This is a genomic window from Frateuria sp. sgz306004 (assembly GCF_057750885.1).
The window spans coordinates 205,377-223,070 of record NZ_JBYLFE010000001.1 but is presented as its reverse complement, the minus strand read 5'-3'; the positions used below and the strand labels follow the sequence as shown (position 1 = coordinate 223,070).

General features: G+C 65.4%; 19 protein-coding genes. 6 read left to right on the top strand and 13 right to left on the bottom strand.

Features of this window, described 5'->3' with window-relative positions:
• The first annotated feature begins 19 nt into the window (after positions 1-19).
• The 3 genes from yidD (at position 20) to AC3G2C_RS01035 (ending at position 3,386) form a co-directional block, all read left to right on the top strand.
• Positions 20-280, top strand: a complete 261-nt coding sequence (yidD, locus tag AC3G2C_RS01045; RefSeq protein WP_488382749.1) for a membrane protein insertion efficiency factor YidD — start codon at positions 20-22, stop codon at positions 278-280.
• Positions 270-1,607 (top strand): dihydroorotase, encoded by a 1,338-nt coding sequence (locus AC3G2C_RS01040; RefSeq protein WP_488382748.1) that lies wholly within the window; start codon positions 270-272, stop codon positions 1,605-1,607. The genes yidD and AC3G2C_RS01040 overlap by 11 nt, the downstream gene beginning before the upstream one ends.
• A gap of 234 nt (positions 1,608-1,841) precedes the next feature.
• Positions 1,842-3,386 (top strand): methyl-accepting chemotaxis protein, encoded by a 1,545-nt coding sequence (locus AC3G2C_RS01035; RefSeq protein ID WP_488382747.1) that lies wholly within the window; start codon positions 1,842-1,844, stop codon positions 3,384-3,386.
• 39 nt (positions 3,387-3,425) lie between these two features.
• Here the strand turns inward: AC3G2C_RS01035 and AC3G2C_RS01030 are convergent, their stop codons facing one another.
• The 8 genes from AC3G2C_RS01030 to efp all read right to left on the bottom strand — a co-directional run bounded on the left by AC3G2C_RS01030 (position 3,426) and on the right by efp (position 9,776).
• The gene (locus AC3G2C_RS01030; protein ID WP_488382746.1) at positions 3,426-3,890 is read right to left on the bottom strand and encodes a YbaY family lipoprotein; all 465 of its coding nucleotides are present in this window, start codon (positions 3,888-3,890) and stop codon (positions 3,426-3,428) included.
• A gap of 63 nt (positions 3,891-3,953) precedes the next feature.
• Positions 3,954-4,907 (bottom strand): GTP cyclohydrolase FolE2, encoded by a 954-nt coding sequence (folE2, locus tag AC3G2C_RS01025; protein ID WP_488382745.1) that lies wholly within the window; start codon positions 4,905-4,907, stop codon positions 3,954-3,956.
• Between the two features lie 113 nt (positions 4,908-5,020).
• Positions 5,021-5,860: a squalene/phytoene synthase family protein gene (locus AC3G2C_RS01020; RefSeq protein ID WP_488382744.1), complete on the bottom strand. Its 840-nt coding sequence runs from the start codon at positions 5,858-5,860 to the stop codon at positions 5,021-5,023.
• Positions 5,857-6,528 carry a phosphoglycolate phosphatase gene (gene gph, locus AC3G2C_RS01015; RefSeq protein WP_488382743.1) on the bottom strand — a complete coding sequence of 224 codons (672 nt, stop codon included), beginning with the start codon at positions 6,526-6,528 and terminating at the stop codon, positions 5,857-5,859. Before gph ends, AC3G2C_RS01020 begins: the two co-directional genes overlap by 4 nt.
• Entirely contained in the window at positions 6,525-7,247 is a 723-nt protein-coding gene (ubiG, locus tag AC3G2C_RS01010; RefSeq protein ID WP_488382742.1) for a bifunctional 2-polyprenyl-6-hydroxyphenol methylase/3-demethylubiquinol 3-O-methyltransferase UbiG, read from the bottom strand. Before ubiG ends, gph begins: the two co-directional genes overlap by 4 nt.
• 31 nt (positions 7,248-7,278) lie before the next feature.
• Entirely contained in the window at positions 7,279-7,533 is a 255-nt protein-coding gene (locus AC3G2C_RS01005; protein WP_488382741.1) for a YciI family protein, read from the bottom strand.
• 10 nt (positions 7,534-7,543) lie between these two features.
• Positions 7,544-8,884: a TRZ/ATZ family hydrolase gene (locus AC3G2C_RS01000; RefSeq protein ID WP_488382740.1), complete on the bottom strand. Its 1,341-nt coding sequence runs from the start codon at positions 8,882-8,884 to the stop codon at positions 7,544-7,546.
• 322 nt (positions 8,885-9,206) lie between these two features.
• Positions 9,207-9,776 carry an elongation factor P gene (gene efp, locus AC3G2C_RS00995; RefSeq protein WP_488382739.1) on the bottom strand — a complete coding sequence of 190 codons (570 nt, stop codon included), beginning with the start codon at positions 9,774-9,776 and terminating at the stop codon, positions 9,207-9,209.
• Positions 9,777-9,859: 83 nt separating this feature from the next.
• On the opposite strand from efp, the gene epmB reads away from it, so the two are divergent.
• The 3 genes from epmB (at position 9,860) to AC3G2C_RS00980 (ending at position 14,015) form a co-directional block, all read left to right on the top strand.
• Positions 9,860-10,870, top strand: coding sequence for an EF-P beta-lysylation protein EpmB (epmB, locus tag AC3G2C_RS00990; protein ID WP_488382738.1), 1,011 nt, complete (start codon positions 9,860-9,862; stop codon positions 10,868-10,870).
• Positions 10,871-11,029: 159 nt separating this feature from the next.
• Positions 11,030-13,078, top strand: coding sequence for an EAL domain-containing response regulator (locus tag AC3G2C_RS00985; protein WP_488382737.1), 2,049 nt, complete (start codon positions 11,030-11,032; stop codon positions 13,076-13,078).
• Positions 13,079-13,217: 139 nt separating this feature from the next.
• Complete coding sequence (locus AC3G2C_RS00980) at positions 13,218-14,015, top strand: alpha/beta fold hydrolase (protein WP_488382736.1); 798 nt, start codon at positions 13,218-13,220, stop codon at positions 14,013-14,015.
• A gap of 72 nt (positions 14,016-14,087) precedes the next feature.
• Here AC3G2C_RS00980 and rplS read toward each other — a convergent pair whose 3' ends face one another.
• The 5 genes from rplS to ffh all read right to left on the bottom strand — a co-directional run bounded on the left by rplS (position 14,088) and on the right by ffh (position 17,618).
• Positions 14,088-14,483 (bottom strand): 50S ribosomal protein L19, encoded by a 396-nt coding sequence (gene rplS / locus AC3G2C_RS00975; protein WP_488382735.1) that lies wholly within the window; start codon positions 14,481-14,483, stop codon positions 14,088-14,090.
• A 32-nt stretch (positions 14,484-14,515) separates the two neighbouring features.
• Entirely contained in the window at positions 14,516-15,286 is a 771-nt protein-coding gene (gene trmD, locus AC3G2C_RS00970; RefSeq protein ID WP_488382734.1) for a tRNA (guanosine(37)-N1)-methyltransferase TrmD, read from the bottom strand.
• A 34-nt stretch (positions 15,287-15,320) separates the two neighbouring features.
• Positions 15,321-15,836 (bottom strand): ribosome maturation factor RimM, encoded by a 516-nt coding sequence (gene rimM, locus AC3G2C_RS00965; RefSeq protein ID WP_488382733.1) that lies wholly within the window; start codon positions 15,834-15,836, stop codon positions 15,321-15,323.
• Positions 15,837-15,838: 2 nt separating this feature from the next.
• On the bottom strand, positions 15,839-16,093 hold the full coding sequence (gene rpsP, locus AC3G2C_RS00960; RefSeq protein ID WP_199096083.1) for a 30S ribosomal protein S16: 255 nt from the start codon (positions 16,091-16,093) through the stop codon (positions 15,839-15,841).
• A 142-nt stretch (positions 16,094-16,235) separates the two neighbouring features.
• Positions 16,236-17,618 (bottom strand): signal recognition particle protein, encoded by a 1,383-nt coding sequence (ffh, locus tag AC3G2C_RS00955; protein WP_488382732.1) that lies wholly within the window; start codon positions 17,616-17,618, stop codon positions 16,236-16,238.
• Positions 17,619-17,694 lie beyond the last annotated feature (76 nt).

The window sequence follows — 17,694 nt, the reverse complement described above, 5'->3', positions numbered from 1 at the left end:
TCGGCAGCGTCAATCCGTCGTGACCCGACTATTACTTTTACTGCTCGGCTTCTACAAGCGCTGGCTCAGCCCACTGCTGGGTCAACGTTGCCGCTTTTACCCTAGCTGCTCGGATTATGCACGGATTGCAGTCACCCGCTTTGGTCCATTGAAGGGCAGCGCGCTGGCCGGCTGGCGGCTGCTGCGCTGCCAACCCCTGTGCGAAGGGGGCGAGGACCCCGTCCCCGAGCAGTTCACTTTCCGCCGCTGCCGCCCCCCTGGAGAACATCATGTCCACTGACTGGCTGATCAAGAACGCCGAACTGGTCAACGAAGGCCGCCGCTTCCACGCCGATGTGCGTGTCCGCCAAGGCCGCATCGACGCCATCGGCGGCGACCTGAACGCCCGCCCCGGCGAGCAGGTGGTCGATGCCAGTGGCCTGTGGCTGCTGCCCGGCATGATCGATGACCAGGTGCACTTTCGCGAGCCTGGCCTGACCCAGAAAGCCGACATCGCGCACGAGTCGCGCGCCTGCGCCGCCGGCGGCATCACCAGCTTCATGGAGATGCCCAACACCAAGCCGCCAGCGCTCGATCGCGAGACTCTGGAGGCCAAGTACGCGCGCGCGGCGGAAACCTCCGCCGTGAACTACGCCTTCTACATGGGCGCCAGCAACGACAACTTGGAGGCCATCCGCCGCCTCGATCCGCTGGCCGCCCCGGGCATCAAGGTGTTCATGGGCGCCTCCACCGGCAACATGCTGGTGGACAACCCTGAAGTGCTCGATGGCATCTTCCGCGAGGCGCCCACGCCGATCATCACGCACTGCGAAGACACGCCGATGATCGATGTGAACCTGGCCAAGGCGCATGAAAAGTACGGCGACGCCATTCCGGCTTTCGAGCATCCGCTGATTCGCTCGCGCGAAGCCTGCATCAAGTCCACCCGCCTGGCGATCGAGTTGGCGCGTCGCCACAACAGCCGCCTGCATGTGCTGCACATTTCCACCGCCGACGAACTGGCGCTGTTCGAGCCGGGCCCGATCAAGGGCAAGCGCATCACCGCCGAAACCTGCGTGCACTTCCTGCATTTCGACGATCGCGACTACGAGCGCCTGGGCTTCCTGATCAAGTGCAATCCGGCGATCAAGACCGCCGCCGACCGTGAAGCCATCACCAAGGCGCTGGCCGAAGGTCGCCTGGACGTGCTGGCGACGGATCACGCGCCGCACCTGCTTGAGGAGAAGGCCCAGCTGTACGACAAGGCACCCAGCGGCCTGCCGCTGGTGCAGTTCGCGCTGCAGGCAGCCCTGCAACGCGTGTTTGAAGGCAAGCTGACCCTGGAGCGCGTGGTCGAAGCGGTCACGCATGCGCCGGCCACGCTGTTCGACGTGAAGGAGCGTGGCTACCTGCGCGAGGGCTACGCGGCCGACTTGGTGCTGGTTAACCCCAACAAGCCGCACACCGTACGCCGTGAAGAGGTGCTCTCCAAGTGCGGCTGGTCGCCGTTCGAGGGCTACACGTTCAACACCTCCATCGCCGCGACGTTCGTAAACGGCCATCGCGTGTGGGATGGCAACGCCGTCGACCAGGGCGTGCGCGGCCAGCGTCTGGCCTTTGATCGCTGAACATCCCAGGCCGGCGCGCCATGCGCCGGCTTTCCCGCTGCCTGCGGCCGCATGACGCAGGCAGCGCGGCTCAAGAACCGGCCACACGCCGCCGAAAATCCTGAGAGCCTGCTCACGCGCGTACACCGAACGTATGCAGGCGATAGCCCGTCTATGGGCGCGACGCCGCAAGTGGATTGACCGCAAGTACGGAGCTCATGGACGCGGCACAGCCGTCTCTCGAGGATTCCAGTCATGCGCAACAACCAGCCGGTTACCCAACACGAATTCGTCGTACCTGACGACGCCACGCTGATGTCGGTCACCGACCCGCACAGCCACGTCACGTACGCCAACGCCGCCTTCGTGGAGGTCAGCGGCTTTTCCCAGGATGAGATCCACGGCCAGCCGCACAATCTGGTGCGCCACCCCGACATGCCGCGCGAAGCCTTTGCGGACATGTGGGCCACCATCAAGGGTGGCGAACCCTGGACCGCACTGGTCAAGAATCGCCGCAAGAACGGCGATCATTACTGGGTGCGCGCCAATGCTGTGCCGGTCGTGCGGGAGGGCAAGCAGGTCGGCTACATGTCGGTGCGCACCAAGGCATCCCGCGAGGAGATTGCCCGCGCCGATGCCCTGTATCGCGACTTTCGCGAGGACAAGGCCGGCGACCGGCGCTTTCACAAAGGGCTGATCGTGCGCAGTGGATGGCGCGCCGTCGCCTCGCTACGCCAGACCATGTCCGTGCGCTGGCGCATCCGTTCCGCCCTGCTTGCCACCGTGCCGTGCATGACGCTGGCCGCCTGGCTGCTCGGCACGACGCCAGGCCGTATCGCCGCGATAACCGCCATCACCGCCGCCATGGCGGCACTCGTTTCCTGGTGGCTGGAGCGGCAGATCGCGCGTCCATTGGAAAGCATGCTGCAAGAGGCACTGCAAGTCGCCACCGGCGCCAGTCAGCAATGCGCCCACCTCGATCGCGTGGACGAGATCGGCATGACCCAGCGCACCATTGGCCAATTGGGCCTGATGTTTCGCTGGCTGATCGCCGATGTCGCTCACCAGGCCATCGCCGTGCGCTCCGCCAGCAGCGATATCGCCGATGGCCACGCGGACCTGCATGCCCGCACCGACCAGGCAGCCGATCACGTGCAAACCACGGCGGCATCCATGACGCAGATGTCCGCCACGGTCAGCGGCAATGCCGATACCGCCGCGCAGGCCAGCCAGCTCTCGGCGGCCGCCAGCCAGGCGGCCGCACAGGGTGGACAAGCCGTTGCCGAGGTGGTCGACACCATGAACGGCATTCGCACCAGCTCCCATCAAATTGCGGAGATCATCGGCGCCATCGACAGCATCGCGTTCCAGACCAATATCCTCGCGCTCAACGCGGCGGTGGAGGCGGCGCGCGCCGGCGAGCAAGGGCGTGGCTTTGCCGTGGTGGCCGGCGAGGTGCGCGCGCTCGCCCAGCGCAGCGCGCATTCGGCGCGCGAGATCAAGGCGATCATCGGCGCCAATGTAGAGCGCGTGGAGGCCGGCGCACGCCTGGCCGATGAGGCGGGCCAGGCCACCGGAGAGATCGTGACCCAGGTGCGTCGCGTGACTGAATTGCTGGCCGAGATCAGCGCCGCCACGGATGAACAGAACAAGGGCATCACCCAGATCGACCGCTCGGTAAGCGACCTGGATCGCATCACCCGCCACAACGCCGCCCTGGTGGCCGACGGCGCGTTGGCTTCCGATGGTCTCAAGCAGCAGGCTGGCCGCCTGGCCGAAGCGGTCGGCGTATTCCGCTGAACCACGCCGTCGTCCCTCGGGGCGACGGCGCCTGCGCTGTTACGGCACCGCCTTGAGCAGCACGCTCACCGGGCCGTTCTCACCGGAACGGCCCAGCACGCTGATGCGCGTATCGTTGATCGCCAGCAGCTTGTCGCCTTGCTGCAGGCGAACGTTGATGGCGAAATCCACCCCGTCGCGCAGTTCGGCCGGGTCATAGGCGATCAGGAAATCCACCGGCGATGCGCCCACGGGCTGCACGCGCTCCTCGGCCACGGTGCGCGCCGGCGCATCCTGCATACTGACATCGGCTAGCGTAATCAGCAGCACCGCATCGGCAGGCACCGGCTGCGGCAACTCATAGCGCACATCGCCCACGATGGATTTCATCAGTGTCTGGTGCACCAGCGGTGCCTGCGTGGCAGCTGCGGCCGGGGCGGCGTCCTTGGCGGCGCGATGCGGGAGCCAGGAGCAGCCCGCCATGGCGACCAAGGCGACGGCGAGCAGGGAAAGACGGGGCGACATGCATTTCTCCATGAGGGGTCCAACAGACGCCCTCATGCTAACAGCCGCCCCTTGAACGTCGACTCAGGCGCAGCCTTTGCCGGCGAAACCACCTTCCACGCCCTTGCTGGCATAGGCCACGGCATCGTGCGGATGCAGGCTCTCCTGATGCTCCACGCGAATGTGGAAGTCGCTCAGGCTGGCGTCGGCATCCAGCGCCTTCTGCAGGCGGCGGGCGGCATCTTCGCAGAACATCAGGTTGCCACCGTTGGCGCGGGCAAAGGCTTGTTCGTCCTCGCGCTTCACGGCGGTCTGCACGGGCGTACCCAGGGCCTGCTCGGCCTCATCGATCAGGTGGATCAGGTTGAAGCTGGCGCCTTCGGCCAGGCGCACCCGCAGGCGCGCCACGCTGCGCTGGGCATGCGGCGTGGCCACGATGCCCTTTTCGCTGCCCAGCCACGCCAGCACGGCGGCGTGATCCACGGGCTGGCCGGCGTCGAAATCCTTGGCAAACTGATCCTGGATCAACTGGCGCGACAGCGCCGCCGAGGCCGGACAGGTGGAGGAGTAAACCACCTCGGTGCCGAACTCCAGCAGCAGCTCATCACCCACCATGCTGGCCTCGATGCACACCGGGTAGGCACGCCAGCCACTGTTGCCGCTGCGCAGCGCGGGACGGCGCACGAGGTGCTCGAAGCGGATGCTCAGGCAGGCGCGATCGGAGAGATCCTTGTGCGAATCCAGGAAGGCGCGCAGCAGCTCGCGCAGCGAGCCAACGCTCAGCGTCTGCGTGCTCAACGCCTGCTCGACCAGCAGGTACAGGCGCGACATGTGGATGCCGCGCTTGTCGGGACGGCGCAGGTTGACGAAGGCGCCGACACGCGCGCTCGCGCGCTGCACGTCGCCATCGCCGGCGTCGAAGCGCACCGGCACCTCGATGCCGTTCATGCCAACCCAATCCAGTTCGCCCGCCAGGTGAGGCTGGGCATGTACCGCCACGTCGGGGAGCAAGCGGGCGGTGTTTTCCTCGGTATGCATGGGAAATCCTGTCATTCAGCGGGCGACCGGGTCGCCGCGTGAGCCAACAATCTTGGGGCAGCGCACCGTGCTCGCAATAGTGGCGTGGGGGAAACGCTGCGTCCCTGCGACGCTCAATCGACCTGCCGGCGCCACGCCCGGGCCGCCCGCCAGGCCTGCCAGACCACGCCCGGCCCCTGCCGGCCCTGGCCCTTGCGCAGCACCTCGAGCGGCGCCTTGGCCTTGCGGGCTTGCGCCACGAGGGTGCGGCCATGACGCGACTCCAGCCCGCGGAAGGCACTCAACGGCCCCGGCAGGCGGTCGGCCTCGCGCCAGGCCGCGTGCAGGTCATCCAGCTGGGCGCGGATGGCCTCGTCGCGGGCCGGGCTGGCCGTTCGCAACTGGTTGCGGCTCAGACCGTGCCGGGCCAGTCGCGCCATGGGCAGCGCCAGGCGATCGCGCTCGGCGTCTTCTTCCAGGCGCAGCAGGGCAAACAGCAGATGCGACAGCGTCGCCACCCGGGTGGCGCGCTCCGAAGGAGCCGCCTCGCCAAACCACCAGGCCGTTTCCAGCCTGGCGATGGCGCCATGCAGCAGCGCACCCGCCGCCAGTTGGGCCGGGAAATCGGAGGCCGTGCCCTCTTCCAGCTGCGCCATGGCGGCCAGCACCGGGTCCACCCAGCGTGCACTGGGCAGGGCATGGGCGCGCTCGTCATCGAACAGCACCTGGGTCAGCGGATGCCGCCCGCCGCTGGCGGCGGCGGCGGAAAGCTCCTCCGCCCACCAATTGAGCTTGGTCGCCGCCACCTGGGGCTCACGGATGCCGTAGGCCGCCGCCAGCCACTCCTGCTCCAGGGCGGCCAGCGCGATATGCCCGGGGTAAGTCTGCTGATCGACAAAGACCAGCGCGAGACGCTGCTGCGGCTGCACCGCCAGCCACTTGTCGATATAGCTCTGCAGCGCGGCCTCGCTCATGCGATGACCTGCAGGCGACTGGTGAGGTCCACCGGGTGATCGAGCACCATATCCGCGCCCCATTCGTGGGGATTGCCACCGTCGAGGTAACCCCAGCGCACGGCGACGGTGTAGAGGCCAGCCGCCTCGCCCGCCATCACGTCGCGCCGATCATCGCCCACGAACAGGCAGCGTGAAGGATCGAGCCCGGCCTGCTCGCAGGCCAGCAGCACGGGGGCGGGGTCAGGCTTCTTCACCGGCAGCGTGTCGCCGGACACCACCGCCGCGGCACGCGACGCCCAGCCGATGCGCTCGACCAGTTCGTCGGTAAGAAAACCCGGCTTGTTGGTCACGATGCCCCAGCGCAGGCCCTGCCCTTCAATGGCCGCGAGCAGTTCGTCGATGCCGTCGAACGGATGCGTGTGTTGCGCCATCACGGCCTGGTAGAGCTCCAGGTAGCGCGGCACCAGTTCGAGCAGCTCGGCATCGGTGACATCGGGAAAGGCGCAACGCAGGATGGCGCGCGAGCCACGCGACACCACTTCGCGAACCATCGCGTAAGGAGGGGCTGCCACGTTGCTCTCATCGCACTGCGTTTTCAGCGCGGCGTAGAGATCAGTGGCGCTGTCGAGCAAGGTGCCGTCCAGGTCGAACAACACACCTTGCAGGGAAACGGGAAACGACTTCATGCGGGCTTGCGTGCGCTGATCAGGTAATTGACGGCGGGGATGCGGCTGAGCCATGCCTTGCGGCTGAGCGGGTTGTATCCCAGGCCCGAAACGTCATCCACCTCCAGGCCGGCGTGGCGCATCAGGCGCCCCAGCTCGGACGGCTTGAGAAACTGGGCGTAGTGATGCGTGCCACGCGGCAGCATGCGCATGATGTATTCGGCGCCGAGAATCGCCGCGCCAAAGGCCGCAGGCGTGCGATTGAGGGTGGACATCACCACCACGCCACCCGGCTTGACCATGCGCACGAGGTCCTGCACCAGCGCGGCCGGATCGGGCACGTGCTCGATCAGCTCCATGCAGCACACCGCATCGAAGCTTTCCGGTTCCGCCGCGGCCAGTTCGGCCGAGGACTGCACGCGGTAATCGATGCTCAGGTCTGGGGAATTCAGTCGCGACTCGTGCAGATGCAGGCGAGCGATCTCGATGACCTTTTCACCCAGGTCGATGCCGGTGACCTGGGCGCCGGCCTTGGCGAGCGCCTCGCTGAGCAAGCCGCCACCGCAGCCCACGTCGGCCACGCGGGCGCCGCGCACATTCAAACGCGCAGCCACGTATTCGGCGCGCACCGGGTTGAGGTCGTGCAGTGGACGGGACTCACCGTCCGGATCCCACCAGCGCGCGGCGAGCTTGCCGAAACGGGCGATCTCTTCGGGACTTACATTGGCTGCGGCTTGCATCGAAAGCATCCTCGGAAGCTGGGCACGGAGCTTAACGCGCCTGCCATTCGTAGACGGTGATGTCCCAGCCGCCACTGGTGTGGGCCGGGTCCTGGTGGGCGATGGCCAGCGCCTGCTCCATCGACTCCGCGCGCATCAAATAGGCACCGCCGGACTTGTCGCTGAAGCCGCCGGCCATTTCCAGCGTGCCGCCGGCGCGCAGTCCCTCAAGGAAGTCCTTGTGGGTCTGGACCACGGCGGGATCGAAATGCGGACGGCGCATGGCCATCACGAGGTAACGGTTCATGGGGTGCTCCTCAGCCGGCGTCGATGGCGGCGATGCGCTCGCGCCAGGCATGGGTCTTGGTCAGCACGGCATCGGTGTCGATGTCGGTGAGCTGGCGATCGGCGAGCTTGCGTACGCCGTTGATCCACACATCGCTCACCTGGTGGCGACCGGTGGCATAAGCCAGTTGCGAGGCGATATGGAACAGCGGCTGGGTTTCCAGGTCGGACAGGCGCACCGCGGCAAGATCCGCGCGCTTGCCCACTTCGATCGAGCCGATGCGATCTTCCAGGCCCATCGCGCGCGCACCGTTGAGCGTGGCGGCACGCAGCGCATACGCCGCATCGAACGCCGCTGCGTCGTTGGCCACGGCCTTGGCGAGCAAGGCGGCGGTGCGCATTTCCCCGAACATGTCCAGATCGTTGTTGGAGGCGCAGCCATCGGTACCAAGCGCCACATTCACGCCGGCGCGGCGCAGCTTTTCGGCGGGACAGAATCCGGAAGCCAGCTTGAGGTTGGATTCGGGGCAATGCACCACCGACACCCCGGCTTCGGCGCAGGCAGCGATTTCAGCGTCAGTGAGCTGGGTCATGTGCACGGCGATCAGACGGTCATTGACCAAGCCAAGTTTTTGCAGGCGCTGGAACGGACGCAGGCCGCTCTTGGCCTTCTCCTCTTCCACTTCGTGCGCCGTCTCGTGCGTGTGCAGGTGCACCTGAATATCGAGCTGGTCCGACAGCACGCGGATGCGCTCAAAGCTCTCGTCGGACACCGTGTAGGGCGCATGCGGCGCAAACGAGGTGCTGACCAGCGCGTCGCCGAGGAAGCTGTCGTGCACCTCGATGGCGCGATCGAAATATTCGTCCTGGGTCTTGGCCCAGGACGTGGGAAACTCGATCACCGGCAGGCCCACCACGGCACGGAAACCCATGCGGCGATAGGTGGCGCCGATCACGTCGGGGAAGAAGTAGTTTTCGTTGGCGCAGGTGGTGCCGCCGCGAATCATTTCCGCCACGGCCAGCTCCACGCCATCGCGCACGAACTCCGGCCCGATCACCTGGCCTTCCACCGGCCAGATGTGCTTTTGCAGCCACACCATCAACGGCAGGTCGTCCGCCAGGCCGCGCAGCAGGGTCATCGGGTTGTGCGTGTGCGTGTTCACCAAGCCCGGAATAAGCACATGCTCACCCAATGCCACGCGCTCACGCGGTGCATAGGCCGTATGCGCATCGGCCTGGGGCAGCAGCGCCACGATGGCGCCTTTGTCCACGGCCACGGCGTAGTGCTCAAGCACGACACCATGCGGCTCTACGGGCACGACCCAGCGCGCTTCGATCAACAGGTCGATGGTTTGCGGGGCGTTCTGGCTCATCCGTTGGCTCACTTTTCGATATTGGATATGACATGGGGCGGATCACCTTGCGGTGGCCGCCCCATGCTTGCCTGATTTCATGACGCTTCAGGCATCGTCGCTCCAGAGAGGCGCCCTTCAACTACCGGGGCGCGAATCAAGCTGGCATGTCGCCCGTCAGGCCCGCGCACCCCCAGCCGGGGGCAAAGGCCGGAATCCAGTGAGTTTCCGTTGCATGGTGTGAAGAGCAGGCCATGTGCTTGGCACACCATGTTTCACTGGACCCCTGCCCATGCAGGGACGACTAGCCGACAAAGGCGCAGGCATGGCCCGCGCCGACTCGTCACTTGCCGACGCGACTGACGTATTCGCCCGTGCGGGTATCGACCTTGATCACTTCGTCCGTGCTCACGAACAGCGGCACGCGCACCACGGCACCGGTTTCCAGGGTCGCCGGCTTGCCGCCGCCGCCCGAGGTGTCGCCACGCAGGCCCGGATCGGTCTCGGTGATCTTCAGTTCGACGAAGTTCGGCGGCTGCACGGCGATGATTTCGCCGTTGAACAGCGTGACCACGCACTCTTCCTCGCCCTTGAGCCACTTGGAGGCGTCGCCCATGCCGACCTTGCTGGCCTGGTGCTGCTCGAAGCTTTCCTGGTGCATGAAGTGCCAGAACTCGCCGTCCGAGTACAGGTACTGCATGTCGGTGTCCACGACGTCGGCGACTTCGAAGGAATCGCTGGACTTCATGGTCTGTTCGGTGGTGCGGCCGTTCTTCAGGTTGCGGATGAAGATACGAGTGAACGCCTGACCCTTGCCGGGCTTGATGAAGTCGGCGTCGGTAATGACCCACGGGTCATTGTTGTGAAGGATCTTCATTCCCTTCTTGACGTCGTTGAGACCGACGGTGGCCATGCGCTCTGCTCCAGATGTAGCGCCGCCGGGAGGCGGCTAGAATAGGGGTTTGCCCGGGCCTTCGGCCCGACTCAAGACCCCCTATGATAACCGCAAGCCCCGCTGCCCGCCTATCTCCGCCCGGAACCGACTGGCGCACGCTCTGGCGTGCCGCCATCACCGACCCGCGCGAGTTGCTGGAGGCCGTTTCCCTGGGCCACCTCGCCGGACGCCTGCCGCCGGGCGATGCGGGCTTCGCCCTGCGCGTCCCGCGAGGTTTCGTGGCCCGTATGCGGGCCGGCGACCCAACCGATCCCTTGCTCCTGCAGGTGCTGCCCCAGCTGGCCGAACTGGACCAGGTGCCCGGCTTTGCCACCGATGCCGTGGGCGACATGGCGGCCCGTTCCGCCCAGGGCGTGCTGCACAAATACCAGGGGCGTGCCCTGCTGATCGCCAGCGGCAGCTGCGCCATCAATTGCCGCTACTGTTTCCGCCGTCATTTCCCCTACGGAGACGAGATGGCCGCAGCCGGCCAATGGCGCAAGGCGCTAGAGCACGTGCGTCAGGACAGCTCGATCAGCGAGCTGATCCTCTCCGGCGGCGACCCACTGTCCCTGGCCACCAGCAAGCTGGAAGAACTCAGCAAGGGCCTGGCCGAGATTCCGCATGTGACCCGCCTACGCATCCACACCCGGCTGCCGGTGGTACTGCCCGAGCGCATCGATGATGCGTTCATCCAGTGGCTGTCGGCCTTGCCGCTGCAGAAAGTGGTGGTGCTGCACGCCAACCACGCCAACGAATTCGATGCCTCAGTGGACGCCGCCTGTGCCCGCCTGCGCGAGGCGGGAGCCACCCTGCTCAACCAGGCCGTACTGCTGCGCGGGGTGAACGACCACGCCGACACCCTCGCCGCACTCTCCGAGCGACTGTTCGCCGCCGGTGTACTGCCCTACTACCTGCATCAGCTCGATCGCGTGCAGGGCGCGGCGCATTTCGAGGTGGCCGACGCCGACGCGTTGGCGCTGGTGGAATCCGTGCGTCACTACCTGCCCGGCTACCTGGTGCCCAAACTGGTGCGCGAAGTGGGTGGCGAACCCTCCAAGCGGCCACTGTAACGAGCACGCATTCGCCGTAGCCCACAGTTGTGGGCCATGTCACCTCCGGAATATTTCCGCTAGCAGAGACTGGCGGAATCCGCTAAAACCTTGCATGGCCGCAGCCCTGCTGTCACGGCAGGCTTGACTCGGCAGCGGCAACTCAATGGATAGCCCGACGTGCCCACCAAAACCGACCAGGTCATCAAGATCCTTTTCGTTGAAAAGTCGATCGAAGACGCGGAACAAATCATCAGTCTGCTGCGCAACAGCGGCATCGCTGTTCGGCCCGCGCGCGCCACGAGCGCCGAACAGATCACCGCTGCCCTGGACGAACTAGGACCGGACATCGTGCTGTTCGACCCCGCCGTGGGCACGCTGGAGCTGCGCGAAGTCGCCCGCCTGCTCGACGCCCATGGCCGTGACCTGTCACTGATCGCGCTGGTCGGCCAGGTGGACAACGCCATCATCACCGAGCTGTTCGTTAATGGCGCCCGCAGCGTGGCGCTGCGTCCGCAGCCCAAGCAGCTGATGGCCGTGATCCAGCGCGAGTTCGATGCGCTCAACGCGCGTCGCCAACTGCGCCGCCTGGAAACCGCGCTGCGCGAGTCGGAGCGTCGATGCGACGCGCTGCTGGACTCATCCACCGACGCCATCGCCTACGTGCACGAAGGCATGCACGTGCGCGCCAATCACGCTTACCTCGAAACCTTCGGCTACACCGAGTTCGATGACCTGCTCGGCTTGCCCGTGCTGGACATGGTCGGGCCCAGCGACGCCGAAGAGTTCAAGAACACACTCAAGGGATTATCCCGCGGCGAAAAGCCCAATGGCCCGATCGAGCTTCAGGCGCGCCGTGCCGATACCAGCACCTTCAAGGCCAGCGTGGAATTCGCCCACGCCACCTTCGAAGGGGAACCTTGTCTGCAGGTGGTGTTCCGTCGCCAGCAGATCGACGCCAACGTGATCGAGCAACTGCAGCGCGACCAGGTTACGGGCCTGTTCAATCGCGCACGCATGGTCGAGTGCATCGACCAGGCGGTGGCCGCCGCCACCGAGGGCACCAAGGGCCAATCGCTGCTACTCATCGAGCCGGACAACTGGCAGGCCATCGTCGGCGGCATCGGCCTGGCAAAAGCCGACGAGCTGCTGGCGGCGTTTGCCGCCCGAGTGGAAGGCCAGCTTGGTGCGCACGACACAGCCGGCCTGCTCGCCGAACACACCATCGGTGTGCTGCTGCATACCCGCAACGACGACGCCATCAAGCAATGGATCGCCACGCTGCAGCAAGCCATCGCCGGCGGCATCTTCGATCTGGGCACGCGCTCCATCACCGTCACCGCCAGCATTGGCGGTAGCCTGCTGGGCGAGAAGAACGCCAATACCGAGCTGTTGCTCAACCAGGCCAGCCAGGCCCTGCGCAATGCCCAGAGCCAAGGCGGCAACCGGAGCGAGCTGCATGACCCGGCAGCACGCGAGAAGGCCGACGAGGAGCGCGAGCGCTACTGGCTCAACGTGCTGCAGCAGGCGCTGACCCAGAACGATTTCGTGCTGTATCACCAGCACACGATCAGCCTGCAGGATGCCGAGGGCGAGTTCTCGGAGATCCTGCTGCGACTCAATGGCCCTCAGGGCGAAGTGCTTCCCGGCTTCTTCATGCCCATTGCCGAGAAGCACAACCTCACGCCGGCCATCGATCGCTGGGTGCTCAACCAGGCCATCGAAGCCCTGCGCGCGCGCGACCGCATGGGCACACCCACCACGTTCTTCGTCAAGCTCACGTCCAGCTCACTGGAAGACGCCGAACTGCTGCCCTGGCTCGGTCAACGTTTGAAGGACGCGGCACTCAAGCATGGCCAATTGGTGCTGGAAACCACAGAGAGCAAGGTGGTGACCGCGCTGCGCCCCGCCCAGGAGTTCATTCGCGCCTGGAAGAAGCTCGGCGGCCAGTTCGCGCTGGAGCAGTTCGGCTCGGGCCTCAACTCGTTCCAGTTGCTCAACCATATCGATGCGGACTATCTGAAGATCGACCGCAGCTACATGGCCGACCTGCCGCAACAGCAGGAGAGCCAGAAGAAGGTCGCTGAGATCTGCCGCCAGGCGCGCGAACTGAAGAAGCTCACCATTGCCGAATGGGTCGAGGATGCCGCCAGCACCTCGCTGCTCTTCGCCTGCGGCGTGGACTTCGTGCAAGGCAACTTCCTGCAGGAACCGCAGCGACTGATGTAAGCGTCCAGCCCTGGGCGTGTGCGCCATTGATACGGCGCACGCCAGCCAGTACGATGGCCCCGCTTTCAGCACGCCCTTCCGGACCACCGGGAGGGCGTTTCTTTTTTGGTTCCTCCACACCAAAAAAGGAACGCTGCCCATGCATCCTCACGACCACTCCGCCCTCGCCTCGGCCACCGGCCTTGGCTTTACGTCACACGGCACGGGGCCCGAGCACGTTCTCGTGCTGCACGACTGGTTGGGCGCGCACGATACCTACGATGCCATTCGGCCCTATCTCGATGCCGAGTACTTCACCTATGTCTTCGCCGACCTGCGCGGCTACGGGCATTCGCTGACCCTGCGCGGGTGCTACTCCATCGAGGAGATTGCCAGCGATTGCCTCGCGCTTGCCGATCGCCTCGGCTGGCAGCGCTTTCATCTGATGGGGCACTCGATGACAGGCATGGCCGCGCAGCGGATCGCGGCGGACGCGCCCGCGCGCATCAAGAGCATCGTCGCCACCTGCCCGCTTTCCGCAGCCGGCAACCCACTCGGAGAGGATGCCCTGGCCTTCTTCGCCAGCACACGTGACGACGACGACGCTCTGCGCCGCCTGTTTCGCTTCGTGGGCGGAGATCTCGGGGAATCCTGGGTCAACGCCAAGCTACGCCAGCAGCGACGATCCGTGGCGCGCGAATGCGTGCATGGTTATCTGCGCATGTTCACCACCACGCATTTCCTGGAGGACGTGCGCGGGCTGGCAACGCCGATGCTGGTAATCATCGGCGACAAAGATCCAGGGCTAGGCGAAGAAGCCATGAAGGCCACCTTTCTGGCTTGGCACCCCGGTGCGCGGCTCGTGATCATGCCGCACTGCGGGCACTACCCCATGCAAGAGCGCCCGCCCTACTACGCGCAATGCGTGGAGGGCTTTCTGCGCGAGCACGCCGACTGAGCAGCGGGCTCTAGACAACAAAAAACCCGCGGATCACTCCGCGGGTTTTTCTTGAACCGATAAGACGTCCGATTACTCGGCGGCAGCGGCGGCCTTCTTGGCGGCCTTGGCAGCCGACACGGCGGCGACGTCTTCCTTGATGCGGGCAGCCTTGCCTTCCAGGTTACGCAGGTAGTACAGCTTGGCGCCACGCACCTTACCCTTACGCTTCACTTCGACCGAGTCGATGGCCGGGCTGTGAGCCTGGAACACGCGCTCCACGCCGGTGCCGTGCGAAATCTTGCGCACGGTGAAGGCCGAATGCAGGCCGCGGCTACGCTTGGCGATGACGATGCCCTCGAACGCCTGGACGCGCTCGCGGTTACCTTCCTTCACCTTGACGTTAACCACCACGGTGTCGCCAGGGCCGAATTCCGGCAGCTGGCGGGTGATCTGCTCGGCTTCGAACTGTTCGATGATCTTGTTCATGGCAACACCTGTCTAAATTTCAGTACCTGCGGTCACTGCTCGGCCGCGTCGTGGAGCCGCGTCTGCCGTACATGCTCGCGGCGGAATTCTTCTAGCAACGCTCGGGATTCCGCATCCAATTCGCGCTGCGCCAATAGATCGGGACGCCGCAACCAGGTACGTCCCAGCGATTGCTTCAGGCGCCAGCGGCGAATGGCCGCGTGATCACCGGAAAGCAGAACCTCCGGCACGTCTCCCAGTGCGTCATGCACCGGTTTCGTGTAGTGCGGGCAATCCAGCAAGCCGTCCGAAAACGAATCCTGCTGCGCCGACTGTGCATCGTTCAATGCACCGTCCTGTAAGCGGCCCACGGCGTCAATGATAACAGCCGCACCCAGCTCACCGCCGGACAGCACATAATCGCCGATAGAAAGCTCTTCGTCGACCTCGTGCGCCAGCAAACGCTCGTCCACACCTTCGTAACGTCCACAAAGCAAGGCGATGCGCGGCAACTTGGCCAGTGCTTCCACCCTACCCTGCGTCAGCCGCGCACCTTGCGGGCTGAGGTAAATCACATGCACCGGTTCGGGTGCTGCCTCGCGCATGGCCTTGAGAGCGTCGCGCAAAGGCTGAATCAGCATCACCATGCCGGGGCCACCGCCACAGGTGCGGCCGTCCACGGTGCGGTAATTGTCGGTGGCGTAATCGCGCGGGTTCCAGGTTTCCACCTGCAGCAGCTCGCGCTGCTGAGCACGCCCCACGACACCAACGGCAGCGCACTGACGCATGAAGTCGGGAAACAGCGTGACGACATCGATGCGCATGAACCCTCAACCCTTTAGACCGCGCCAGGCGCGTTTAGAATTCAGGATCCCAATCCACCACCATGCGCCCGCCGGACAAGTCCACCGAACGCACATAAGAACCCTGGACGAAGGGAATCAGCCGCTCGCGCGTGCCGTCCTTCACTACCACGACGTCGTTGGCGCCGGTGGCGAACAGGTGACTGACCCGCCCCAACGCCACGCCTTCCGTGGTGACGACCTCAAGACCCTCGAGATCGACCCAGTAAAACTCATCCTTGCCGGGGGGCGGCAACAACTCGCGGGCGACGTAGATGTCTTGTCCCACCAGTGCTGCCGCTGCGTCTCGATCATCGATGCCGGGCAACTGGGCGATAAGCCCTTTGCCCTGCGGACGACCCTTGACTCCCGTGATCTCCTGCTCCATACCCGGCGCCGATGTAAGCAGCCAGGGCTGGTAACTGAAGATCCGCGTGCGGGGCTCGGTCCAGGATTCGAGCTTGACCCAGCCCTGCACGCCGTACAGCCCGACGATGCGCCCAACCAGGACGCGCCGACCGGCTGCCGTCATGCTCAGGCAGCCTGCTGCTTGCCGGCTTCCTTGACCAGGGCGGCGACCTTGTCGGTCAGCTGCGCACCCTTGCCCACCCACTCCTGCACGCGGGCGAGGTTCAGCTCAAGGCGCTTGTCCTTGCCCGAAGCCACCGGGTTGTAGAAGCCCACGTTCTCGATGCTGCGACCGTCGCGCTTGCTGCGCTGGTCGGTCACGACGACGTGGTAGAACGGACGGCCCTTGGCGCCGCCGCGCGAAAGACGAATCTTGACCATAAGTAAAAGCTCCAGAGTTGCCGGATGCCGGCAGCACGCACGAGTGCCGTGCGCGGTAAACGCGGCATTTTAATGAATTTTGTGGAAAAAGGAAGAGCTGACGGATAAATCCGGCCAAACCAGCTGACCAGACCGTTCAGCCTCAGCGCATCGGGGGGAACCCGCCGCCCATGCCGCCCATGCCCTTCATGGCACCGCGCATCTGCCGCAGCAGGCCCTTGGTGCCGCCCTTGGAGAGCTTGGACATCATTTTTTCCATCTGCATGTATTGCTTGAGCAGACGGTTCACGTCAGCCGGCTGCACGCCCGCACCACGCGCCACGCGGGCGCGGCGCGAACCGTTGAGCAGGTCCGGATGACGGCGTTCTTTCTTGGTCATCGAATGGATGATCGCGACCATGCGCTTGATCTCACCATCGTTGACCTTGGATTTGACGTTGTCGGGCAGGCCGGAGACACCCGGCAGCTTGTCCATCAGGCCGGCCAGGCCGCCCATGTTGGTCATCTGCTCGAGCTGGTCGCGCATGTCGTTGAGATCGAAGCGCTTGCCCTTGATGACCTTCTCGGCCAGCTTCTGCGCCTTCTCGTGGTCGACCTTGCGCTCGACCTCTTCCACCAGCGACAGCACGTCGCCCATGCCCAGGATGCGCTGGGACACACGGTCGGGGTGGAACGGCTCCAGCGCATCGGTCTTTTCGCCAGCGCCGAGGAACTTGATCGGGCGACCGGTGACATAGCGCACCGAAAGCGCCGCACCGCCACGGGCGTCACCGTCGGTCTTGGTGAGCACCACGCCGGTGAGCGGCAGCGCCTCGGCAAAGGCCTTGGCCGTGTTGGCGGCATCCTGGCCGGTCATGGAGTCGACCACGAACAGCGTTTCGATCGGGGTGATCGCGGCGTGCAGCGCCTTGATCTCCGCCATCATGGCCTCGTCCACGTGCAGGCGGCCGGCGGTATCAACCAGCAGCACGTCCACCACTTCGCGGCGCGCCGCGGCAATGGCGTTCTTGGCGATATCGACCGGGTTCTGGCCTGCCTCTGACGGGAAGAACTTCACGCCCACCTGCTCGGCCAGCGTGCGCAACTGCTCGATGGCGGCCGGACGGTACACGTCGCAGCTCACCACCATCACCTTTTTCTTTTTGCGCTCCGTGAGAAAGCGCGCCAGCTTGGCCACCGTGGTGGTTTTACCGGCACCTTGCAGGCCCGCCATGAGCACCACGGCCGGCGGCTGCTGGGCCAGGTTGAGCTCGCTGTTGGCGGTACCCATCACCGCGGTCAGCTCGTCGCTCACCACCTTCACCAGGGCCTGGCCCGGCGAGAGGCTCTTGAGCACTTCCTGGCCAACCGCACGCACCTTTACGCGCTCGATCAGCGCCTGCACCACCGGCAGGGCCACGTCGGCCTCCAGCAGGGCAATACGCACCTCACGCAGCGACTCGCGGATGTTCTCCTCGGTCAGGCGACCACGGCCGCGCAGGCGGTTGACGGTGGCGGAAAGGCGTTGGCTGAGCGACTCGAACATAAGCGGCGGATGACCTAAGAGGATCGCAGAGTATAGCGGACCTTGGCCCCCGGGCAGGCAAGCCTGCCCCAACCGC

Coding starts and splice junctions, on each gene's coding strand:
- AC3G2C_RS01040 (WP_488382748.1), top strand. CDS start 270: ATGTCCACTGACTGGCTGATCAAGAACGCCGAACTGGTCAACGAAGGC.
- rpsP (WP_199096083.1), bottom strand. CDS start 16,093: ATGGTCAAGATTCGTCTTTCGCGCGGCGGCGCCAAGGGCCGTCCGTTC.
- ffh (WP_488382732.1), bottom strand. CDS start 17,618: ATGTTCGAGTCGCTCAGCCAACGCCTTTCCGCCACCGTCAACCGCCTG.
- folE2 (WP_488382745.1), bottom strand. CDS start 4,907: ATGCATACCGAGGAAAACACCGCCCGCTTGCTCCCCGACGTGGCGGTA.
- trmD (WP_488382734.1), bottom strand. CDS start 15,286: ATGCGCATCGATGTCGTCACGCTGTTTCCCGACTTCATGCGTCAGTGC.
- rimM (WP_488382733.1), bottom strand. CDS start 15,836: ATGACGGCAGCCGGTCGGCGCGTCCTGGTTGGGCGCATCGTCGGGCTG.
- gph (WP_488382743.1), bottom strand. CDS start 6,528: ATGAAGTCGTTTCCCGTTTCCCTGCAAGGTGTGTTGTTCGACCTGGAC.
- AC3G2C_RS01005 (WP_488382741.1), bottom strand. CDS start 7,533: ATGAACCGTTACCTCGTGATGGCCATGCGCCGTCCGCATTTCGATCCC.
- AC3G2C_RS01000 (WP_488382740.1), bottom strand. CDS start 8,884: ATGAGCCAGAACGCCCCGCAAACCATCGACCTGTTGATCGAAGCGCGC.
- AC3G2C_RS01020 (WP_488382744.1), bottom strand. CDS start 5,860: ATGAGCGAGGCCGCGCTGCAGAGCTATATCGACAAGTGGCTGGCGGTG.
- AC3G2C_RS01035 (WP_488382747.1), top strand. CDS start 1,842: ATGCGCAACAACCAGCCGGTTACCCAACACGAATTCGTCGTACCTGAC.
- AC3G2C_RS01030 (WP_488382746.1), bottom strand. CDS start 3,890: ATGTCGCCCCGTCTTTCCCTGCTCGCCGTCGCCTTGGTCGCCATGGCG.
- efp (WP_488382739.1), bottom strand. CDS start 9,776: ATGGCCACCGTCGGTCTCAACGACGTCAAGAAGGGAATGAAGATCCTT.
- ubiG (WP_488382742.1), bottom strand. CDS start 7,247: ATGCAAGCCGCAGCCAATGTAAGTCCCGAAGAGATCGCCCGTTTCGGC.
- rplS (WP_488382735.1), bottom strand. CDS start 14,483: ATGAACAAGATCATCGAACAGTTCGAAGCCGAGCAGATCACCCGCCAG.
- epmB (WP_488382738.1), top strand. CDS start 9,860: ATGATAACCGCAAGCCCCGCTGCCCGCCTATCTCCGCCCGGAACCGAC.
- AC3G2C_RS00980 (WP_488382736.1), top strand. CDS start 13,218: ATGCATCCTCACGACCACTCCGCCCTCGCCTCGGCCACCGGCCTTGGC.